The 23396-nt window shown below is 39.2% G+C and carries 17 protein-coding genes; 5 read left to right on the top strand and 12 right to left on the bottom strand.

Going from position 1 to position 23396, the window contains the following annotated elements; genetic code table 11:
* Positions 1-244: 244 nt before the first annotated feature.
* The 4 genes from nirD to nirB (M3175_RS14480) form a co-directional block, all read right to left on the bottom strand.
* Complete coding sequence (gene nirD / locus M3175_RS14495) at positions 245-568, bottom strand: nitrite reductase small subunit NirD (RefSeq protein WP_251520128.1); 324 nt, start codon at positions 566-568, stop codon at positions 245-247.
* Between the two features lie 27 nt (positions 569-595).
* On the bottom strand, positions 596-3010 hold the full coding sequence (gene nirB, locus M3175_RS14490; RefSeq protein ID WP_251520125.1) for a nitrite reductase large subunit NirB: 2415 nt from the start codon (positions 3008-3010) through the stop codon (positions 596-598).
* Positions 3011-3156: 146 nt separating this feature from the next.
* The gene (nasC, locus tag M3175_RS14485) at positions 3157-5301 is read right to left on the bottom strand and encodes an assimilatory nitrate reductase catalytic subunit NasC (protein WP_251520122.1); all 2145 of its coding nucleotides are present in this window, start codon (positions 5299-5301) and stop codon (positions 3157-3159) included.
* 39 nt (positions 5302-5340) lie between these two features.
* Positions 5341-7701 (bottom strand): nitrite reductase large subunit NirB, encoded by a 2361-nt coding sequence (nirB, locus tag M3175_RS14480; protein WP_251520118.1) that lies wholly within the window; start codon positions 7699-7701, stop codon positions 5341-5343.
* Positions 7702-8371: 670 nt separating this feature from the next.
* Here nirB (M3175_RS14480) and M3175_RS14475 point away from each other — a divergent pair.
* Positions 8372-9577 carry a nitrate/nitrite transporter gene (locus M3175_RS14475; RefSeq protein ID WP_251520115.1) on the top strand — a complete coding sequence of 402 codons (1206 nt, stop codon included), beginning with the start codon at positions 8372-8374 and terminating at the stop codon, positions 9575-9577.
* Between the two features lie 174 nt (positions 9578-9751).
* The gene (locus M3175_RS14470; protein ID WP_251520112.1) at positions 9752-10480 is read left to right on the top strand and encodes a UTRA domain-containing protein; all 729 of its coding nucleotides are present in this window, start codon (positions 9752-9754) and stop codon (positions 10478-10480) included.
* A gap of 33 nt (positions 10481-10513) precedes the next feature.
* Here M3175_RS14470 and M3175_RS14465 read toward each other — a convergent pair whose 3' ends face one another.
* The 5 genes from M3175_RS14465 to M3175_RS14445 form a co-directional block, all read right to left on the bottom strand.
* Complete coding sequence (locus M3175_RS14465; protein ID WP_251520109.1) at positions 10514-11335, bottom strand: PfkB family carbohydrate kinase; 822 nt, start codon at positions 11333-11335, stop codon at positions 10514-10516.
* Positions 11336-11349: 14 nt separating this feature from the next.
* Complete coding sequence (locus tag M3175_RS14460) at positions 11350-12237, bottom strand: carbohydrate ABC transporter permease (RefSeq protein ID WP_251520106.1); 888 nt, start codon at positions 12235-12237, stop codon at positions 11350-11352.
* Positions 12238-12240: 3 nt separating this feature from the next.
* Complete coding sequence (locus M3175_RS14455; protein WP_251520327.1) at positions 12241-13104, bottom strand: carbohydrate ABC transporter permease; 864 nt, start codon at positions 13102-13104, stop codon at positions 12241-12243.
* A gap of 115 nt (positions 13105-13219) precedes the next feature.
* The gene (locus M3175_RS14450; RefSeq protein WP_251520103.1) at positions 13220-14503 is read right to left on the bottom strand and encodes an ABC transporter substrate-binding protein; all 1284 of its coding nucleotides are present in this window, start codon (positions 14501-14503) and stop codon (positions 13220-13222) included.
* A gap of 83 nt (positions 14504-14586) precedes the next feature.
* On the bottom strand, positions 14587-15576 hold the full coding sequence (locus tag M3175_RS14445) for an SIS domain-containing protein (protein ID WP_251520100.1): 990 nt from the start codon (positions 15574-15576) through the stop codon (positions 14587-14589).
* A 321-nt stretch (positions 15577-15897) separates the two neighbouring features.
* Here M3175_RS14445 and M3175_RS14440 point away from each other — a divergent pair, with 321 nt between their 5' ends.
* From M3175_RS14440 to M3175_RS14430, 3 genes are all read left to right on the top strand, one after another.
* Positions 15898-16614 carry a 3-ketoacyl-ACP reductase gene (locus tag M3175_RS14440; RefSeq protein WP_251520097.1) on the top strand — a complete coding sequence of 239 codons (717 nt, stop codon included), beginning with the start codon at positions 15898-15900 and terminating at the stop codon, positions 16612-16614.
* 363 nt (positions 16615-16977) lie between these two features.
* Positions 16978-20040, top strand: coding sequence for a GNAT family N-acetyltransferase (locus tag M3175_RS14435; RefSeq protein WP_251520094.1), 3063 nt, complete (start codon positions 16978-16980; stop codon positions 20038-20040).
* An 11-nt stretch (positions 20041-20051) separates the two neighbouring features.
* On the top strand, positions 20052-20906 hold the full coding sequence (locus M3175_RS14430; protein WP_251520092.1) for an amidohydrolase family protein: 855 nt from the start codon (positions 20052-20054) through the stop codon (positions 20904-20906).
* A gap of 48 nt (positions 20907-20954) precedes the next feature.
* On the opposite strand, the gene M3175_RS14425 is transcribed toward M3175_RS14430, so the two are convergent.
* From M3175_RS14425 to M3175_RS14415, 3 genes are all read right to left on the bottom strand, one after another.
* Positions 20955-21365, bottom strand: a complete 411-nt coding sequence (locus tag M3175_RS14425) for an NUDIX hydrolase (RefSeq protein WP_251520089.1) — start codon at positions 21363-21365, stop codon at positions 20955-20957.
* Between the two features lie 134 nt (positions 21366-21499).
* Positions 21500-22402 (bottom strand): AEC family transporter, encoded by a 903-nt coding sequence (locus M3175_RS14420; protein ID WP_251520086.1) that lies wholly within the window; start codon positions 22400-22402, stop codon positions 21500-21502.
* Between the two features lie 138 nt (positions 22403-22540).
* Positions 22541-23350: a DUF2935 domain-containing protein gene (locus M3175_RS14415; protein ID WP_251520083.1), complete on the bottom strand. Its 810-nt coding sequence runs from the start codon at positions 23348-23350 to the stop codon at positions 22541-22543.
* Positions 23351-23396: the final 46 nt, after the last annotated feature.

The following is a 23396-nucleotide window of genomic DNA, read 5'->3' as shown; positions in this document are numbered from 1 at the left end:
CCATTTTAAAGCAGAAAATACTTCATATTCAAGCGAAATTTTCCGAATTTTTAAAATAACAAGAACTTCTAATGTATAATTCCAACTACCTTTTGAATTATAATGCATAAAAGAATACTTTTTCAAGATGAATTTGTGTTTTTATTTATATACTCTAATAAATATTCAGGTAAAAAGAAAAGGAATTCTCCGTTACTCCGAGAGCAACTAAGAAGAACCCCTTTTCCTTGTCTGCATATGATTACTATTCAATAAGAAGAAACACGTCTTCTCCTTCTACTACCGTTGGATAGGTTTTGACACAACCTGTATCCGGTGCTTGAACCAAGCCATCCTCTAAGCAGATCTTCCAATCATGCATCGGGCAGAAGACCGAATCACCACTGACGATTCCTTCGCTTAATACGCCACCTTTATGAGGACAACGGTTTTCAATCGCTCGTACCTTTCCGTTGGAAAGCTTAAATACCGCAAGTTCCATGTTTCCCACATGAAATGTCTTCCCTAAGCGCTCTGGCAATTCTTGAAGGGAGCCAATTAATACCTTACTGATGTTTTTATTAACCATTCGAAGATCTCCTCCTTTTATCTTGTATTACGATGTTACTACTGTTTCAAACAGTTCTTTTTTCAACTTTTTGTCCTCGATAATGGCCTTCCATGGATCCTCGATTACAGATAAGGCTTTGTCCATGCGAGCATTTAGCTCCTTACGTTTTTCTTTATCATCTAATACCTCTCGGATATGGTCCAAACCAACTCGGTCCACCCAAGCAGATGTTCTCTCTAAATAGTTCGCTGTCTCTCGATAATATTGAAGATACGCAGAAGTAATTTCAATAACCTCTTCCTCTGTCTTTACCTTGTAAAGAAGATCCCCTCCACGCACATGGGTGCCACCATTTCCACCAATATAAAGTTCCCAGCCACCATCAATGCCAATGTATCCAATATCCTTAAACCCTGATTCCGCACAGCTTCTTGGGCAAGCTGAGACAGCCATTTTTACTTTATGAGGTGTTTGAAGACCTTCATATTTCTTTTCTAACTGAATTCCAAGTCCCATCGAGTCTTGCGTACCGAAACGACAGAATTGTTCTCCTACGCATGTTTTAACGGTACGAAGTGATTTTCCATAAGCGAATCCTGAAGGCATATCAAGATCCTCCCACACCTTTGGAAGATCGTCCTTCTTTACCCCAAACAAGTCGATTCGTTGTCCTCCAGTCACTTTTACAAGTGGTATTTCATATTTATCTACCACATCAGCAATTCGTCTTAAATCATTTGCATTGGTCACTCCACCGTACATTCTAGGCACAACAGAATAAGTTCCATCCTTTTGTATGTTTGCGTGCATTCGCTCATTAACGAATCTTGATTCCTTCTCATCCTCATATCCAGTCGGATTGACCATACCTAAATAATAGTTAAGAGCTGGACGACATTTCGAGCATCCTTCTTCGGTTTTCCAATCAAGTACAAACATGACTTCTTTTACATGAGTTAAACCTTTTGCTTTGATTTCTTCTACTACCTCATCACGAGATAGAGTGGTACATCCGCAAATTGCTTCCTTTTGCTGCTTACTGTCAAAGGATGAACCTAATGTAAGCTGAAGTACCTCGGCAACGAGTGGTTTACAGCCACCACAAGAACGGGAAGCGCTCGTACAGGCTTTAATTTCATCAACAGATGAACAGCCTTGTGTTTGAATAGCAGAAACGATCGCTCCTTTTGATACCCCATTACATCCACAAATGATTTCATCATCACTCATCGTTGCTACTAGACTAGCACCTGCTTCTTGGCCAGTTGGCTGCAGCAAGGATACCTTCATTGTGTCTGAAATGTCAGCCTGCTTTTGAATCATAGAAACCAAACGATTTCCATCACTGCTATCTCCGAAAAGAACGGCACCAACAATTTGATTTCCTCGAAGTACGAGTTTCTTATAATAGCTATCTTGCTCATCAAATACTTTAACAGCCTTTTTATCGTCACCTTCCGTAAAATCACCTGCAGAGAACACTTCAACTCCAGATACCTTTAACTGGGTATACAATACAGAACCTTTATACGGCTCAGTCTTCGAACCACAAATCGTTTTCGCTAACACTTTCCCTTGCTCATAAAGCGGGGCAACAAGTCCGTATGGAATTCCGTTATGTTCTGCACATTCCCCAACAGCGTATACATGAGGGATATTCGTTTGCATATAATCGTTTACAACAATTCCTCGATTTACCTCTAACCCACTTTCCACTGCTAGTGAAATATTAGGTTTTATACCAACGGCCATAACAACCAGATCCGCTTCTATCTCGGTTCCATCACTGAAACGTAAGCCTTCGACTCGCTCTTCTCCAAAAATCTCCTGTGTTTGTTTTTCTAATAAAAACGTCATTCCTTGCTTTTCTAATTCTGTTTGCAACATTTTTCCTGCCATTGGGTCAAGCTGGCGCTCCATTAAATAAGGCGCTAGATGGATGACGCTAACCTCCATCCCTAAGTTTAGAAGTCCCCTTGCCGCCTCAAGCCCTAACAATCCTCCGCCGATTACTGCCGCTTTTTTATATTTCTTAGAGGCCTTTAGCATAATTTCTGTGTCCTTTATATCCCGGAACGCTGTTACACCTTCCTTATTCGCACCTGGAATGGGAAGAATGAAAGGGACAGAACCAGTTGCCACAATCACTTCATCGTAAGGCTCTACTCTTCCAGCATCTGTAACAACTACTTTTCGGTCGGAATCAACCTTAACCACTGTCTCATCTGTATAGAGCTGAATGTCATTGTCTTCATACCAGCTCCAATCATTAAGAGTAATATCAGCGACCTCTGTGTCTCCTTGTAGAACCTTTGAAAGTAGGATTCTATTATAATTCGGATGTGGCTCACTCCCGAATATCGTAATTTCAAATTGATCCTTTGTAAGCTTTAAAATTTCTTCTATGGTTCTGACTCCTGCCATTCCGTTACCAACAAGAATTAGTTTTTTCTTTGCCAAATTAACGCGCCTCCCCAAGAAAGTTTCTTAAACTGTAACACATGATTTGTGTAAAATTGTTTAACATGTTAGATTACCTAACACCCTTTTTAGTTCGTAAACCGAATTTTCCGAATATTAAAAGAGTAAATCACCCAAAATTATCGTCATCCGACATCCATAGCTGAGCTTATTTTTACGGCGCTTAATTTAAATCCAGGCATACGACAGGTTGGATCCAATTCCTTTCCGACAAGGAAATTCACATTTTGTGAATTGGCCCAGTGAAAAGGAACAAACAGTGTGTCTTGACGAATACTATCCGACAGCTTACTCCGTACGACAATACTGCCTCTCCTAGACGCAATCTTCACAAGTGTTTCGTCTCTAATCCCGTATTTTAAAGCTGTGGCTGGATGAATCTCCACATGCGATTCCACATTTCTTGCTGCTAATGAAGCACTTTTACGGGTTTGAACACCTGTTAAATAATGAGACATCACTCGACCTGTTGTTAAATAAAGTGGAAACTCTTCACATACCTGATCCTTTGTAACAGGGGCGATATTAGAAACAGAAACCATCTTTGCTTTTCCATCAGGATGAGCAAACGAATTTTCAAAAAGCCTGACCGTTCCTTTATGATTTATAGTTGGACAAGGCCATAACAGTCCCTTTTCCTTTCTTAGGCGTTCATATGTCACTCCATAATAATCAGCAATTCCACCTTTACTAGCGATCCGTAGTTCGTTAAAAATCTCCTCCGCGGATGCAAAAGAAAAATACTTCCCCTTCCCAAGTTCATGGGCAATTTCGCAAAGAATTTGCCAATCGTGCTTTACTTCTTCTGGACAAGGATAACTTGCCTCACGTAACGTGATTCTCCCCTCTACATTGGTCATCGTTCCTTCATCCTCTAAGTAGGAGGAAGCCGGTAAGATCACATCTGCTAATCGAGCCGTTTCAGATACAAATAAGTCAACCACAACAAGAAAAGAAAGTTTTTGTAGAGCTTCCTCCACAAAATGTGCATTGGGATTAGAGACAATAGGGTTAGAACACATCAAAAGCATTCCGGATATGTCACCGTCATGAATTTTTTCAAACATCTCATATGCAGAGACTCCCTTTCTCGGCAGCTCTTCTTCATTAACTCCCCATACCTTTGCAATATAAGCTCGATGATCTTCGTTTTCTATGAGTCTATAGCCAGGAAGTTGGTCGGCCTTTTGTCCATGCTCCCTTGCTCCTTGACCATTTCCTTGACCAGTAATCGCTCCGTACCCACAGCCTGGTTTTCCAATTTTCCCAACCGAAAGTAATATATTTAGAAAATTTCTAACTGCTGCGGACCCATCTGTGTGTTGCTCTACTCCGCGTGCTGTAAAAATCATACCTGTTTCTTCTTTTGCAAACCGGTGTGCAACCTTACGAATCTGTTCAATCGGAACACCGGAAAAGAATTCGATTTCCTCAAGAGTCATCGAGGATACATTCTCCTTCACATCTTCGAATCCATTGACTCTTTCTGAGATAAAGCTTTTGTTATAAAGCTGTTCTTCAATAATGACCTTTAAGACTCCATTTGCAAAAGCGGCATCTGTTCCAGGCTTCACCTTAATATGCAAGTCTGCTAGTTTCGTTGTTCCCGTTTCACGAGGGTCTATTGCAATAATATAAGCACCATTTTCCTTTGCCTTTTCAAAATAAGGCATGATAGTCGGTTGGCATTCTGCAATATTTGTTCCTGCAAGAATAATACAACGAGAAGAAGGAATTTCACTTATGCTATTGGTAAATCCTCGGTCCATCCCGAAGGTTTGAGTAGCAGCCGAAGCCGCTGAAGACATACAAAGCCTACCATTGTAGTCAATGTACTTTGTTTGCAACGCGACACGAGCAAATTTCCCTAGTAAATAGGCTTCTTCGTTCGTGATCGAGGCACTTCCGTACACCGCCATTGCGTCTTTTCCATGGAGTTCTTGAATAGACTGAATATTACTTTTAATGACTGCTAGTGCCTCTTCCCATGTGGCACGAACAAACTCCCCGTTTACCTTTATGAGCGGGTACTTTAGTCGGTCTTTATGAAAAGTATGTTGGTGGGCATTAATGCCTTTCACACATAATCTTCCCTGTGTAGTTGGATTATCTAATCCCACAGTGGTGTATTTTTTGCGCGTAACGATTGATTGCTCTATGAGCTGCATCTTGCATTGCATGCTGCAAAATGGACATTGCGAGTCGTATGTTTTCTCTGACTCTACATGATTTTGTTTTGTACGAAAGTATTTTAATAGCATTTCAGTCACATCATCACCCTCAATCCTTATACTCTTTAGTACTACCTTTTAAAAAATAGGAACATCTTTAGGGCCCTTTATCATTAAGCAATCCTCTTCTAATCGTTCTAACAACTGCTGGCGGAGTTCGAAATCAAATAGCACTTCTCTCACATGCAATAGGCTCACTCGATCCACCCATTTCCATGTTCTTTCGGAGTAATTAGCCGTTTCTCTGTAGTACTGAATTAGACCACAAATGAAATACACCGCCTCTTCTTCTGTTTCAGCAACTGTAAATAATTGACCAGCCTTCACACTTCGACCACTGCTTCCTCCCACATAAATTTCCCAGCCCCGCTTTGTGCCAATGATTCCAATATCCTTCGTTGTCGAACCAGCACCATTATGCAAGCATGCAGAGACACCTATTTTCACCCGGTAAGGAGTAATCAGATACTCAAGTTTCTTTTCTAGCGTTGCTGAAAGCTGTAGGGCCTTTCGTTTATCACATTGACATATATGCTCACCAATACACGTCTTCACATTCTGAACTCTGTTTCCGTATGTGGCACTTAAGGGCATATTTAAATCATTCCACACCTTTGGTAGCTCTTCTTTTGTTAGGCCCATCAAATGAATTCTTTGTTCACTAGTAATGGCTAACTCTGACACTCCATATTTGTCTGCGACATTCGCAATTTTTCGTAATTCAATTGGATTGGTCATTCCCCCATACATTTGCGGGACAACAAAGTACGTTCCATCCTTTTGCAATGTAGCATTCATCTTTTCGTTGACAAATAATGTTTCTTGAACATTCTCATACTCTGGATTGATCATACTTAAGTAATACGTTAAAGCTGGAACACATTTGGAACACCCCTCTTTGTGTTTCCAGTTCAGTGCTTGCATGACTTCGTTAACAGAGGATAAATTTTGCACCTGCATCTCGTGCACAACCTCATCCTCAGTTAGCCTTGTACAATGACACATCGTAGGTTTCTCGATCTTCATTTCATCAAATTCATCACTATGAATATAAGATAATAGCTCTGAAACAAGCGGTTTACACCCTCCGCAAGAGCCGGAAGCCTTTGTACATGCTTTTACGTCGTCTACAGTAGAACAACCATGGTTATGAACAGCTTCAATAATTGTCCCCTTGGAAACTCCATTACAATTACAGATGATTTCAGTAGCTGCCATGGAGGTAACCGCTGTTCCCGAACCACTTGATTGAAAAATAGTCACTTTTTCCATATCAGATACATCTTGCTTTTTAAGAATCATATTTTGTAATTTCGTTCGGTCACTCGTATCCCCAAAGAGCACTGCTCCAATTATTTTATCTTCTTGGAATACCAGCCTTTTATAAGTACCTTCCACTTCATCATGTATTTTTATTGACTTTTTTTCTGAATCCTCTTGAAATGCTCCGATAGAAAACACATCAACACCGGAAATTTTTAATTGAGTGGCTAACACAGTACCCTTATAACTTTGTCCATCTACCCCACAAATACGCTTCGCTAAGACAACTGCCTGTTCATAAAGTGGCTTTACAAGGCCATATACCATACCTTGATGTTCCACACATTCTCCTACAGCAAAAATATTGGGAATACTCGTCTCTAGAAAGTCATTAACGACAATCGCCCGATTAACTGTTATGCCACTTTCTTTCGCCAAGTGAATATTGGGTCTTACGCCAACAGCCATTACAAGCAAGTCGGCCTCAACAGAGGTTCCATCCGTAAAACGGATCCCTTCGATTCGTTGATCACCTAAAATCTCTTCGGTTTGTTTTTCTAATAGAAACTTCATCCCTTGCTTTTCAAGCTCTGCTTGTAGCATTTTTGCTGCGGTTTCATCCAGCTGTCTTTCCATTAAGAAGCTACTAATATGAACAACATGCACCTCCATTCCGAGGTGTAATAGTCCCCTTGCTGCTTCTAACCCTAATAATCCACCACCAATGACGACTGCCTTTTTATGATTTTTGGCCGTTTCCTGCATCTTTTGACAATCCTCAATTGTCCGAAATGAGATGACACCTTCTTTCTCCACTCCAGGCAAGGGAAGTACAAAAGGAACGGAACCCGTTGCCAATATCAATCGGTCATAGTACAAGCTGCGACCTTTATCTGTCATCACTAGTTGGCTTTTATGATCAATAGCAACAACAGTTTCTCCTGTAAAAAGTTGAATCTGATGCTGCTCATACCACTTAAAATCATTAATGGTTATTTCTTCAAGCTTTTTAGTTCCTTGCAGAACGGAAGATAGAAGGATTCGGTTATAGTTTGGGTGAGGTTCGCTCCCAACTACCGTAATCTCAAACATGTCGGAATCAGTCTTAAGAATTTCCTCTAAACACCGAACTCCGGCCATACCATTACCGACCATAACTAACTTTTGCTTTTTCATGTTATAACCCCCAACAAACAGTAGATGGATGTTCAAACCAAATTTCGTTTTATTATTTCATACATCTACTGAAATGGAATTTAACCTGTTACATTTTCTAACACGATATGTACTATTTGGGTGTTATTTACTATAAGAACTCCTCCAACAGTCAGTATTTTTATGCATTATTACGGTATACTCATTTTTCTATTTACGAAGTAAATTCATATCTTTTCGATTTTTCTTTGGTTTTGTAATGCGCTTACAAGTATAAAAATCCAACCCGTTAGAAAATTCTAATAAATTTCCGTGTTAGATTAGCTAACACCTTCTGAGACAAAGCAAGAGCATGCATACTATTCTTTAACAAGACAAAGATGATAAAAACTCTGACAAAGCAGAAAAGCAAAAGCGCCTTGTTCAGCCCCGACAAGTATAAGACGGATCTCGTAGGAAGGCCTGCCTTCTGGAGAGATTTGGCTTATGACCTAGGAATAATGGCTTTATATTATTCCATCGAGGGGCTAGGCGCTGGAGCTAGACATTAATTAAGGGGGATTTCCAATGACAAACAAGCTAGGTTTTTTCTCGTTCTTCTATGTATTAGGTAAAATTTTATTTTCTCGAAAAAATTATATTGGCTGGTAACACATTTGAAATACATTTCTATTAAAAGGAGAGAGTGACTATGAAGTTAGCAAATTTAAGAAAAAGTGGACATGCACCATCCCTATTTGCATCATTTCTGTACTTTGATGTCAGTTTCATGATTTGGGTAATTCTTGGGGCACTTGGGGTCTATATCACCAAAGACTTTGGTCTATCCCCTTCACAAAAGGGATTAATTGTAGCGATCCCTATTCTCGGTGGATCTTTCTTCCGTCTCGTTCTTGGTGTTTTAACCGACCGAATTGGTCCAAAGAAAACATCAATCATTGGAATGGTCGTTACCATGGTTCCACTTATATGGGGGTGGCTGTTTGGAACGACATTAACGGAACTTTATTTTATCGGAATACTATTAGGAGTAGCTGGTGCCAGCTTTGCAGCAGCCTTACCAATGGCGAGTCGTTGGTATCCACCCCATTTACAAGGGTTAGCAATGGGGATTGCTGGTGCTGGAAATAGCGGGACTTTATTTGCAACCTTATTTGGTCCCCGCCTTGCTGAACAAATTGGCTGGCATAATGTATTGGGAGTTGCTCTTATTCCTCTTGCTATTGTGTTTATTATCTTTGTTCTTATTGCAAAAGATGCTCCTTCCCAGCCAGCACCAAAACCACTTAAAGAATACTTTAATGTTTTTAAACAAAAAGATGCCCTATACTTCTGTTTATTGTACAGCGTTACCTTCGGTGGATTCGTTGGACTATCTAGCTTTTTAAGTATCTTTTTCGTTGATCAATACGATCTTTCAAGAGTAAGAGCCGGAGACTTTGTTACCCTTTGCGTAGCAGCCGGTAGCTTCTTTCGCCCAGTCGGAGGGTATATCGCAGATAAGATTGGAGGCGTTCGCCTTTTAACCTTCTTATTTATCGGTGTTGCTCTAACCATGCTGGGAGTTAGCCAACTACCTTCCATCGCATTTGTTACCTTATTATTATTTGTCGGTATGATGTGTTTAGGAATGGGGAATGGAGCAGTATTCCAACTTGTCCCACAGCGCTTCCAAGAAGAAATCGGGATGGTTACAGGAATTGTAGGAGCAGCTGGTGGTGTTGGAGGTTTCTTTATTCCCAATATCCTTGGAACGTTAAGAGAAATCACAGGCACATATGCAACAGGATTCCTCGTATATGCAGGAATTGGAGTGTTAGCTTTACTCGTTTTAATTGTTGCACAGATGTCTTGGAAAAAAACTTGGGCTCCAAAGGGGTCTTCTGTAAAAGCTTAATAGGTATAAAAGCTCTGGCCTGCATTTTTATTGCATGCCAGAGCTTTTTTTATTGCTAATTATCTATTGTTTTACTACTTTAGTATTCGAAATTCTCAGACTAATTATATACATTTCTCCGTTAAATGTTATATAATATTATATAACGATTTATACTTTGAGAGGAGTTCTCCTATGAAGTTAAACAGTGCCAGTTCACGTCCATTATACGAACAATTATTTAACACCATAAAAGAAGCCATTGACCAGAACACCTACCGCCCAGGTCAGCAAATTCCCAATGAAGGGGAGCTTTGTGATATTTATGGTGTTAGTAGAATTACAGTTAGAAGAGCCATTCAAGATTTAGTTGATGAAGGATTGTTGGAAAGAAAACAAGGAAAAGGTACGTTTGTTGCTAGGAAAAAGGTTGCTCGTGAATTAGTAACAATCGAGGGCTTTTCGGATTTTAGTAAACAGCTCGGAAAAAAGACAGCAAAGAAAGTTCTTCTTTGTGAGGAAATTAAGGCGTCAAAGAAAATTGCTGAAGATCTTCAAATAGAGGTGAATGCTCCAGTGCTCAAACTTTTAAGATTAATGTATATGGATGAAGAGCCATTTACTCTTGATTTAACTCATTATCCGATAGAGCGCTTTCCTAACATTCAAGAGCATATTTTTGATTACGAATCCACCTATGATGTTCTGAGCAACATTTATCATGTGGATATGAAAGACATTACAACAAAAAAAACGATCACTGGAATTCCCGCCTCTTCTGTAGAAGCTGAACATCTTAATTGTGAAATTGGCGAGATTTTATTTAATATAGACAAAATTGTGTACGATAAGAATAAAGTACCTATTCATCTTTCTACGTTTAAAAATTTAACAACAGTAATTGCTTATACAATAACCACATAAAAAGGGACTTGGCTTTTAGCCAGTCCCCATTTTTCATTTTACAAGTAGCTTTCCATGTCCGAATGCTCCGTTCACTTCACAAGTACGTGCCGCTCGTAATGCAGCTAGTTGAAGTGACTGCTTTATTGTATGGTGGTTCAAATAACTCGTTAAGAACCCAGCAATGAATGAATCACCAGCACCTAGCGTATCAATTACCTCTGCATCTTCTATTCCCTGTATATAACTTTGTGTCCGATCGGACATGATCACTCCCTTTGACCCTCGGGTAACAATCACATAATGCGTGCCATATTCATGAACTTTGTTAATTAATTCCTCGATTTGCTTGTCACCAAAGTCACTACCAGATATAAAGGCAAAAGTAATATGTGGACATACCACCTTTAGCAATTCATCTGTAAAATGATTGGAGAAATCATAGGAAATCGGTAATAGCTGTTTGATCTGGGGAAGCTGGTCATCCAAACTGCTATAAATGCTCGTATGAAGAACATCAAAACCGTTGATATAATCAAAATCTGATGGATCCAATTTCAATCGTAGCTTCGATTGAATCCCACCTTTGTTCGATTTTATAAAAACCCTGTCGCCAGTCGCATCAATATCCACATACGCTTTTCCACTTTCCCCATAAGCCCTTCGGATATGACTAATATTCACATGATTCTTTTCTAAAGAATCAATAATGTGATCACCTTCCACATCATCTCCAACAATGCCAATAAATCCCGTTTCTTCTGCTCCGTATTGCTTCGCTAATACGGCAACATTTAACGCATTTCCACCTGGAAACATCTCATTTCGATCCAAATATACATCCACCACATTATCTCCAATTGCAAGTAACTTCATTATTATTACCTCCCTTATCCTTTTAAACTTCCAGAAGCAAGACCACGAACAAAATACTTTTGTAAAAATAAAAACAATGTAATAATCGGGATGGCAGAAATCATTAGACCTGCTAGTAACACGCCCCAATTCGTTTGAAGTGCATCACGGAATTGCATCAGACCAGCTGGAATGGTTTTCAAGCTATCTGAATCAATGAAAATAAGCGCAAACATGAATTCATTCCATGTGAAATAAGCTGTTAGAATGACACCCGTGAATAAAATAGGAAGATTGAGTGGTAAGAAGATCTTTGTAAATACCTTCCAGGTAGAACACCCGTCCAAGAAGGCTGACTCCTCCATTTCTTTCGGAACTTCTAGAAATGCCGCTCGAATTAATAGCACCGTAATCGGAATACGATACGCAACATAAGGAAGAATGAGCGCTAAGTAAGTGTCATGAATCCCCATCGCTTGGATAAGCTTGTAAAGAGGGACTAAGCTTACCTGAGGAGAGAGCATCATCCCACCCATACACAAAATTAATAGTAGCTTCTTTCCTTTAAATTCAAAACGTGTTAAGCCGTATGCACCAAGCGAACTTATAAAAACGGTAAGTAGGCAAGTGCTTATCGTCACTATCGTACTATTTAAAAAATACCCTGATATCCCCGTATTCCACGCGTGTACATAATTTGATACAAGCCATGTCGTTGGAAGCGCCCAGCTATTAGAGAAGATTTCTTCTGTCGTTTTAAAGGAATTAACCACCATCCAAAACAAAGGATAGGCAATGATTAAAAAATAGAAGATTAATATCGTGTACAGTGGGATCGCTCCAGAAACATTTTTCCTTCTATTAGAACGAACTCTGGTCGATTGAATGCTATAGTCTGTTGAAGTTACTTTATCTGCCTCCATCTATTAATCCTCCTTCCCTGTCTTGAATAACTTCATTTGAATAATAGCTGCCGCCAACGAAAGCACCAATATGATGGTCGCTATCGCTGAGGCATACCCCATCTCATCTCTAAAAAAGGCAGATTTGTAAAGCAATGTACCAAGCACTTCACTTGCATTTCCAGGTCCGCCACTTGTCAAAATATACGGCTCATTAAATACCGTAAATGCACCTGTTAATGTAATTAATGTTGCAACAAAAAGCATTTCTTTTACCTGGGGAACTGTAATATGAAGAAACTTGTAAAATTTATTTGCACCATCAATATCAGCTGCCTCATACAGCTCTTGAGGAATAGACTGAATGGCAACGATAAAAAGCATCATAATATATCCAATACTTTGCCACTGAGATACAGCAATTACAGCGAAAATAGCTGTTTCAGATTCCCCAAGCCATGCCCTTGTCCACTCTTCAAGACCGAGCAATCGGAGAAAACTGTTTAGGATCCCAATATCTGGGTTGTAAACAAAGCTGAACAATAAAGCAATAACCGTAATGGATATGATTACCGGAAGAAAGAAAGCGGTACGGAAAAAACCACTTAGTAATCTAGTCAGAGGATCCTCTAATATGGCAGCTAAAACTAACCCACCGAATACCTGACATACAATTGAGATTACTGCGTACCAAATATTATTTTTCAAAGCTATATAAAAAACCTCATCCTGAAACAGAGCAAGGAAATTTTCGAATCCAACAAACACCTTATCTGGGGCAAAAGCAGAAAACGCATAAAAAGCAAATCGGAAATTCTCTACAATAGGATAATAAACGAACAATCCCATTAACAAAATACAAGGGGCAATATATAAGTAGGGAGCCATTTTCCTAAGTGTCACTGTATTCACCTCTTTTTTTTCAGGTCCTTTCCGACCCTTTTCTTGTTTTGTTTTATGAAAGAAAGGTAGTTTCGGTCCCCTACACTACCTTTCTTTTAAGCTATTTCTTCAGTTCTTTCGCTGCTTTTTGAACATCTTTCATTACGTCTTCAGCTGATTTTTTTCCATCTAACATCTGTTGAACACCATTTAAGTACGCATCAACAATTTTGATATCTACAGCCGTATCAAACCATAAGTAAGTCTTATCAGCATTTACGATTAGGTCGATTGCTTCTTGTTGCAGAGCCGAACCGTTTTCAGTAGTTGTTGTATCTTTAACAGCACTGTATTCACTTACCTCTTTTAGTTGTTCAATTCCTTTTTCCTTAGAAGTTAAGAATTTAATAAACTCCATTGCTTCTTCAGGATGCTTTGTTTTAGAAGAAATCATAATTCCTTCTGGTGCAGCAGTAATAGAGCTTGGGTTTCCTTCTCCACCTTCCACGAATGGAGTATTGAATACACCTAAATCTTCACCAAGACTTGGCTCAATCAAACCAATTTCAGCTAACTGAAAGTACCCAATTGCTGCTTTTCCTCCATTAAATAGCTCTCTCGCATATTGGTGGTCAACGGAGTTCACTCCTTGATTGAAATACGGCTCTAATTCAATGAATTTTTCCAAGGCAGTTACATAACCAGGATGAGTAAATTCCCCATCTGAATTATTTAGGCTATAGTCCTTTGCAATAACATCTTCCGGAACGACATACTCATTCAGTGATCCAATATAGTGAGAAATCGTCCAAGGTGCTTTACTTCCGAAAGCAATTGGAGTAATGCCTGCATCTTTAATTTTTTTAGAGACAGTTAGGAGCTCATCCCATGTGGTAGGGATTTCAAGGTTTAAATCGTTAAAAACCTTTTTATTATAGAAGAAGGCTTTTCCATCTGTAGACCAAGGAATTCCATAGATTTTTCCATCTAAAGTAAATGGTCCAAATTGTGATTCAATGATCTGACCTGACCAATCTTTATCTTCCTCAACATAGCTTGTTAAGTCCAAGGATTGTCCAGCTCTTGCAAAATTGTAAGCAAACTCACCACTCCAAGAAAAGTACACATCAGGAGGATTATTTGAACCTAAAACAACACGAATCTTTTCCTTGTACGAGTCATTCAAAACCGCTTCGGTTTTTATTTTTATATTCGGATGTAGCTCTTCAAACTCTTTAACTGCTTCTTCAAAATATTGCTTTTTGGGTTCTGTAGGCCATCTGTGGAAAAAGCGAAGTTCGACAGTATCACTGTCTTCTGAAGCTGTTTGACTAGATGAGGAACAAGCTGCTAGCATTGAGAGAATTAATACGGCGATAATACTAAAGATTTTAAACTTTTTCATGAATCTGGCCCCCTCAAGATTGTTTTCTATAAATCTAGCAATGAGAGGAAAAGCGAAGGTTTCCTCGCTTTTCCTGTTAGATTTTAATATTCTACTTTCCACATATATCTTCTTGTAGATAATGGATGATTGCGCTGTTCTGCCAGGTTTTCTGCGTATCTTCTTAAGACGTAGTTTAATACTAGTGGAGCAATATATCCTTGAACCTCTTCATCGATTCCAGAAAAGTCAAAATCTTTTGCATCTAAAACGATTAGTTTCTTCCCATAACGTTGTGAGAATTCAAGGGCGCGTTCCTCAAGATATCTAGTTTCATCTAGACCAAGAAGGATGATAAATGGTGTTTCTTCATCAATGATTTCGAATGGCCCGTGGAAGTACTCACCTGCGTGAATGGCATGAGAATGAACCCATTGCATCTCCATTAAAATACAAATCGCAAAAGAATATGCCACACCGTAGTTTGAACCACTAGCCATCGTGTAGATGATTTTTTCATCCTTATACTGTTTTCCAAATTCTACAGCAGCATCATGATATTTGGAAGCAGCTTTTTCAAAAACAGTTTGTAGGTTTTCTAGACTCTTCTCGATCGTTGCAAATTTTTCGTTATTTTCTACAACCTTAAGCACTCCAAAGACTAGTTGATATAGGACAGAGTAGTTTGTAGCAAATGCATTCGCTGTTGGGCCCCACTCATATTTTAGGACAACTTCTGAAGCTTGAGCCAAAGGTGAAGTTGGTTCATTTGTTAGAGAAATCGTTAAGGCTCCTTTCGCACGAGCAAATTTAGCAGCTTCTACTGTTTCAGGCGTTGTACCAGAATGAGAACAAAGGATTACTAGAGAAGTATCCCCAAGCTTTGAGTGATTGCGATGAATAAATTCATTCGCGCTATAAAGATGTGCATCTAGCTTTTTCGCTTCACGATCAACAACGTATTTACTTGGGTACATTAAAGCAGATGAACCCCCACAAGCTACAAAAAAGACATTATCAACTTGTTTCTTCTCTACTTCCTCAAGCGCATGTTTGATTTGGTTTTTTACATCTACGATTAGTTCAGTACTCATATTTTATAAAGCCTCCTAAGTATTTTTTTCGTATGGGGTACTGCCTATCCTCCCTTCATTCAACATACAACATTATATGACGTTATATATTGTTATATTATAGTTAATACTATATCCTAGCCTCTCTACTTCGTCAACGGAATTTTCAGATAATTATTTCGACTTTATTCGGCAAATTACTTAAGAAATAGACTAAAGCTGACTAGAATTGTACAAAGTAAGTCTGTCTTTCCAATTTGGAATCAAAAAGTTGTCTCAATGGCTAGATTAAATGGTTCCTGATATATTTAATTACATTACATAAGAAAAGGAGTGGTAAACATGCAATCTATTAATGGAAAAACAGCGATTGTAACGGGTGCAGGCAGAGGAATTGGCCGTGCTACAGCCATTGCTCTTGCAAAAGAAGGAGTAAATGTTGGATTAGTAGGATTAACACTTTCTAATCTTGAAAAAGTCGCTGAGGAGTTGCGCGAGTTTCAAGTGAAAGTAGCTGTTGCAACAGCTGATGTGGCAGATCTTGATTCTATTTCTACTGCAGTCGAGAAAATCAGAGGAGAACTTGGAGCCGTAGAAATATTAATTAATAATGCAGGCACAGCTAAATTTGGCGGTTTCTTAGACCTTTCCCCTGAAGAATGGGAAAACATCATTAAAGTGAATCTTATGGGTGTGTACAACACTACACGTGCAGTTTTGCCAGAAATGATTGAAAGAAAAACTGGAGATATTGTCAACATATCTTCTAGTGCTGGACAGAAAGGTGCTCCTGTAACCAGTGCATACAGTGCATCTAAATTTGGTGTACTAGGCTTAACAGAGTCCTTAGCTTTAGAAGTTCGAAAGCACAACATCCGTGTGATCGGTCTAACACCAAGCACAGTTGTCACAGACCTCGCTGCGGAAGCAAACTTAATCTCTGGAAACCCAGAAAATGTCATGCACCCAGAAGACCTAGCTGACCTAATCGTATCCGGCTTAAAGCTACACCCACGAGTCTTCCTAAAATCAGCCGGCCTCTGGTCCACCAACCCATAAAAAGCGGCGTCTGTCACCCTCCGTGGACAAATCACTCCCTTCTGTCTTTTTGTGGTGTCTGTCACCGTTCGTGGACAGTTTTGTGGTTTTTGTCCGCGTGGCGTGGACACTTAATGAAAAAAGCGAGAGTCTGAGACTCTCGCTTTTTTCTTGTCTGGGTCTTCATTCAGTCCTAGTATTTGCACATAATTTGTAGTCCGAATTTTCTTTACTTTGAAAATTTAAGCGGTTACGATTGAAGTTGGAATGGAAAAACATTCCTAATACACATAAGGAGGAGATGCGGGATGATTCAAGTAAGAATAAAAGAAAAGCAAGTTCAAATAAAAAAGGAAGAATCTACTTAGTGAGAGGAGAAACTATATGCCATCTGTAATAAATGGGATCCAAATTGTAAGTTATCACGAAGGATTAGCCGCAGGGGTAGCAAAAATGTGGAATTTAAGCCGTGACAGTTGGGGTGGCGACACTCGTGTCATGACCGAAGATCAGGTGAAAACTAAGGAAGCCAATTCCGAAAATATTGAGCTTTATCTAGCGCTTGATGAAAACGAAGTCGTTGGCTATTGTGGATTATCAGAATATAAGGAGGATACTGGCTCTTTATACATCCCACTACTCAATGTTCTTCCAAGTTATCATGGAAAAAAAATCGGCAAAATGCTTGTCATGAAAGCTCTTGAAAAAACGATTGAACTTGGTTGGCCTCGTCTTGATTTGTACACCTGGCCAGGCAACACTAAAGCAGTACCCCTTTACAAAAAATGCGGCTTCTTTTGGGAGGATCGTGACGACATTACCCATCTGATGAATTTCATTCCTCAAGTAGTAAATACGCCGCTTCTTCAGCCACTATTTGAAAAACTAGACTGGTATGAAGCCGGTACGAGACAAATTGACGTGAAACCAGATGGAATGAAACAAAACGGGTTTACCTTCTACGAATATAGCTGGAGTTCACCGGAAACAAATGCTAGAGTGCAATTCGAGCGCACGAGTCGGGGCATTACCTTAATTGAAACCGATGACTTCCTCGTTCAGCTCTCAATGGATCACCATGAAGTGATTGAGGAAATGGAACATACTTATCAATTAAAAGTCGTGAACAAAACCGGTATCCCTCTTTCCTTTCAAGCCACCGGTAAAAAGAATGCTCGAGTCGAATATCTACTCAACACAGGAAAACTGAACATAGAAAAGGACCTTACACTCTCAGAGACTTTTACTATAGGAAAAGGCGAAGAGCCAAGTATTTGGCGTACTCACCCAAGCATCCAAATAACCGTTGAAATTAATGGAGTTCCTTGCGATATGAGCCTAGGAATTTTCCCTATGCTACCCGCTAAGCTTGAAGCATTCAATGAAGGTCATTTTGCCTACTTAGAAACAAAATCTAAGTTTCACCTTGAGCTAAAAAATAATCTCTCGAACACAACAGATTTTGTACTAACCATTCCTGAGAATGACCTGGTTAGTCTGGAACAAAAAACATACGAAGTTACCGTACCTGCTAAAGGAAGAAAAACCATTTCCATACCTATAACCGTTAAAAAGCACGGCTTTTACGCTCCAATTATTCATGTTCAAACGAAGACTGCCAATCAGGTACTCACATTTAAACAGCAAATATCGGTTGCTTTCAAGGGAGAAGGAAAGAAATTTGGTGGAGAATCATCACTTTTCTGGCATGTATACAATGGCCATAGTCAGTTAAATATTCGAAAGCTTGATCTTAATGTCCAATTAAAAAAGAAGGCTGGAACGAAAAAGCCTTCCTTTGCATTTCTTGCCCCTAAGCTTGGAAAACCATATACAAACGAATTTAACAAAAAGAAGCCAACATCAGTAACTTGGCATACTGAAGATTCATCTATCTTGATTACGTTCGTGTTGCAGTCGGGTGAATATCCAGGTATCTACTTAACGGAGTGCTTTCAACTTTTTGGAGATGGAATTGTTCACCAGTGGGTAGAGATTGAAAATGTGCATCCTACTACTTACCAAAATATCGCAATCAGTCAGCCTGTATATCAAGAACTTGGAAACACGTATTTCCCACTTGATCAGAGAGTTGTTTATTTTTCGAAGGATCGTCCACTTGAGTTCGGAGACCTAAATCCAGCCTTGATATCGGGTAATTGGTATTTTTCCAAAACGGAAGGGCAAACGATTGGCTTAACTTGGCCAAAGAATAGTCATGCAGCACCAGAAGGCTGGCAGTTTGTCATTGAACAAAAAATTGGTGAAATGAAACCTGGAGCAAAGGCTACTACAGAAAAAATAATTGTAGCACTGAACTCGTTCCAGGAAGCATATCAATTTCAAACTTATGCTGAGAAAACACATCTGATCCAACCGTATGAGATCACCAACGAACTTCAGCTCGAGGCAAATCAAATGATTGTGCCTTCTAATTCATCCTCCACCTTCACGTTAACGACTTATCGAAACAGTTATTTGAATGGAACACTCGAGGTAGCTTGTGACCATACTCCTGTCAGCAACTGGATTATTCTGGCAGAAGAAGAGAAAAATTCTATTACGTTTGAACAACAACTTTCATTAAATCATCCTGTTTCTCATATTTCGGCTCATTTTCAACAAGAAGGAATCCGGACAAATTTTGAGAATCTACTATTATCACCAGGTGGAGACATTTCCTCAAGTACAGAGTCAGATGGATCCATAGTTGTTGAGAATGGTTGCTTATCGATTAAAGCAAATGAGGACTTTTATCCAGGTTTGTATTCCTTGAAAGTAAACGGACATGAGTGGCTAGATACTGAGTATCCTGAAAGAACTGCCAAAAGCTGGTGGAATCCATGGGCTGGAGGAATGAAATGGTCTCCGGAGGGAATCACTACCTTCTCTCTTTTAAAAGAAAAAACAACTATTTCTCCAACAAATATCTGTGATCGTAAAGGAAATACATGGCGAGGCATTGCTATTTACACAAAATTTAAAGAGCATTCACAATGGAAAAATGTCGAGTATATTCAACATTATTTAATGCTTCCGGGCATTCCTGTTTTAGCAACATTTTTACAGGTCAAACATGATGGTGGGAAATGGCTGGAGGAAGAAAAATGGCTGACCGACCTGTTCCTTGGTGGTGAAGCATTACCGAACCTTTCTATTAAAGGTGGTAATACACAGTATCGTGCAGGTAAACAGGAATTACCCATGTACCTGCCACAAGAATCCTATATAGAATCACTAACAAAGAAAGAAAAACTTTATGTAATTTCGAGTCTAAACAGTGAAGAAACCGAAGCATATATGAATAAAGAAGCCTTTCAACTAGTTGCTGCTCAGCCAGGTTTTGCGAATAAGGAGAAGAAAAAGACTGCTCCTCTATTCTTTCTGTTTGATGAGCGAGTTCTCCCAACAGAGGCTGTACAAAAACTACGAAACATCCAATTTTAAAAGGAGCTCTTATGAAAATCATCGATGCACACATCCATCTATCAAACATAAAATCATTTCATGAAACAGCTGAAAAAATTTCATTTGTCGATTATTCACCTTCAGGTATACTTAAAGAATTTGAGGAAGCAGGAGTAGTACTAGGCATAGGAATGGGGTTAACAGAAACAGCTAAAATGGGGTTTCCTGATTACGAAACACAAACTCCGATGGGGCTGGATTTAACCGATGAGCTACCATCTTCTATCTTTACCTGCGCGGGAATCAATCCGTACAACTTAGGCGAGGAGGCACTTACTCGTTTAGAAAAAATGTTATTACACCCGAAAACGGTTGGGATAAAAATTTACCTTGGTTATTATCCGTTCTATGCCTACGATCCTGTTTATAAACCCGTTTATAGACTTGCGGCAAAGTACCATCTTCCGGTCGTCTTTCATACGGGCGATACGTATTCAGAAAGGGGATATTTAAAATACTCCCACCCCCTCACCATTGATGAGGTTGCCGTTGACAACCGTGATGTAAATTTCATGATGGCTCATTTCGGGGACCCGTGGACACTAACAGGTGCAGAGATCATTTATAAAAATCCAAATGTATTTGCAGATCTATCTGGATTAATTGTCGGAACCAAGAAGGAGCTAGCAGCGAAAAGTGAAGGTCGTTTTCTTGATCATTTACGTCATGCATTGGTATTTGCAGACTCTTATGACAAACTTCTATTCGGTACAGATTGGCCATTGGTTCCGATTGCCCCGTATATTGAGTTCATCAAGAATTTAATTCCGGAAGAGTACCACAGACAGGTGTTTTATGAAACCGCACTAAAGGTTTTTCCAAGGATTCAACCATTTGTAAAATAACGAAAGGAGCTGCCCAATGTTTAGGGCAGCTCCTTTTGTTATGGTTGATCAAACCTCAACAAAAAAAGGCTGGACCGCATCATTTAAACAATATTCTATTCTCTTCTTAAAATGTTTCCACGTGACCATTTCAAGTGCTTTTTCTATCGGAAAAAAACCCACTTCTAAACTCTCAGGTGACGTAGTCAGTTGACCACCAACTACATTCCCGATAAACAAAGTACAGCAAATGGAGTGCTTTACATTTTGAAAAATCCCACAGAACTTTACAATCTCAATTTCTATCCCACTTTCTTCTTTTGTTTCTCTTATCGCAGCTGCCTTAATGGACTCCCCTTCTTCAACCTGTCCTCCTGGCAACTCCCAACCTCTTCGCGGGCTTCTCACTAAAAGTATTTCATTATCATCATTCCGAACGAAAGCGACGGCTGACACAATATGCTTTGGCGGAACTCCCATTTTCCCACCTCCATCCAATGTATTGAAACTCCCTCTTTTTCACATTATGTATTTTTCAGAAAATAGTACACCCTTTAATATAAAAAAATGCTGATTATATATATCAGCATTCCTTACATATCGACTTCTACTTTTCACATCACCAACATCAACATCAACGGAACCGATAATATACTTAACAAAGTCGTCACTAACGTACTATAAGAAACAAGATCTGGCTCTGTTCCAAATTCAAGCGAAAGCATCATGGTATTTGCTGCTGAAGGCATTGCTGATAGAACAATAAGAACTTGGGCAAGCATTCCTTCTATGGGTAGAAGCCATACTAAAAGTAAAGCTAAGGCAGGAGAAATTAGCATACGTTGGATCATAATCGTAGAAACGTCTCCGATACTAACATTCTTCTTTGTAATGGCCCCCAGTTGCATACCTAGTACTAGCATAATAGTTGGAATGGTTGCATCGGCAATCATATCGATAGGCTTCATGATCAGATTTGGTACTGGCAAGGATAAGAGTTGAAGAAGGATTCCCAAGAAAGAGCCATATATCATTGGCATTTTTATAATATTTAAAATGGATTGTTGGATTGAATATCCTCTCTCGCTTCCTTTTCCAGCATAATACACCCCGATTGTACTCATTAGGAAGGATTGTATGACCATCATGATAACAGCATAATCAACACCCACATTCCCAAAAGCAAGTAAGATAATGGGAACACCATAGTTACCACTGTTCATAAATACTCCTGAAAGCACCATGGCAGAATGCCTTGAGCGAGGTAATTTTTTTACTGCTGCTGTAATTTGAACAATAACAATCATCCCTACACAAAGAAGCACTGAAAACAGTAGGATATACAGATATTCCATCGTGATTGCATTCGTATAAAAGGTTCGAAATGCCAAAAAAGGCTGCATTAAATATAATGCCATGGAAGAAATTGCTTTTCGATCAAATCCAATGGTTCTTTGACCGATATAGCCTACACCGATTACAGATAAAGCTGATAATACAACGAATAATAGTTCCATGAGCCAGCTCCATATTCTCAGTTTTTTGAATATTTTCATTATACATTATGAAAACGCACTCATTATTTTTAAAAAATAGAAATTTATAAAAACAAAATAGCCTCTAGTCAAAGACTAGAGACTTTGCATTTAATCCTTCTAACTTGTTGTCCTTGGTTTGGTTGGATCGCAATTAGGATCTTTCACTTCTGTTGTCTCAGCAAGCTTCATTAAATAATAACATTCTTCTCGAGCCATGTGATCCGCCATAAGAGGTGTTAATACTCCGAGTGTTTCTTTGTTTAACTCCATTTCCTCTAACTCTCTTAAAAAACTTTTGAAAATCTCCATTTCTAATTCTATTTCTTTGTGAAAACGACTTAATGCGGGGAAAGAATATACCTTCGCACGTAAGAAACCTGCCATCTCAACAGCCTTTAAATAAAATTCCTCCCAGTCCTTTGTGAACTCTCGCCCTTTTTCTTTGAGCTTCTTTTCCACAGTGTCTAAATTGGCATCTATGGCCCCCGCATGTCCTGCGGCATCTAATAGCCATAATAAATCATGATGTAACGGATGAACGGTTGGAGGGATTTCTCCTTTAAGAAAAAATGAAAATACTCTCAATGCCTCTTCTAGTTCATTGACCATATGACTTAAAAAAGATGGTGGCAAAGTAATTTTCACTTCTCCCACCAAATGCTCTCTCACCAAGCTGAGTTTCAATTCTCTAATTTCTGTTCCTGCTTGATTGGCTCTATGTAGCAATTGCATAAGCTCCTCATCTGCAGGCTGTCTACGTGATATTGTTAATAATTGATCAAACAACGTCATAAAGTTCTTTGCTTGGCTGATGTATTGAGTTTCCGATGGCGCTAAAGAATCATGGATAAATCTCGCGTGATCTCCAAGTATCTGTAACCAAAAATTCAGTTCAAATAGTGCTTCTTGACGAAAGTTCTTGGTCAAAGCATTCACCTCTCTTTTTTCCAATATATGAAATGATTACTTGACC

The organism is Robertmurraya korlensis, from assembly GCF_023715225.1.
Lineage (GTDB): Bacteria > Bacillota > Bacilli > Bacillales > Cytobacillaceae > Robertmurraya_A.
The sequence above is the reverse complement of the archived record's forward strand: the minus strand, read 5'-3'. Positions and strand labels throughout refer to the sequence as shown.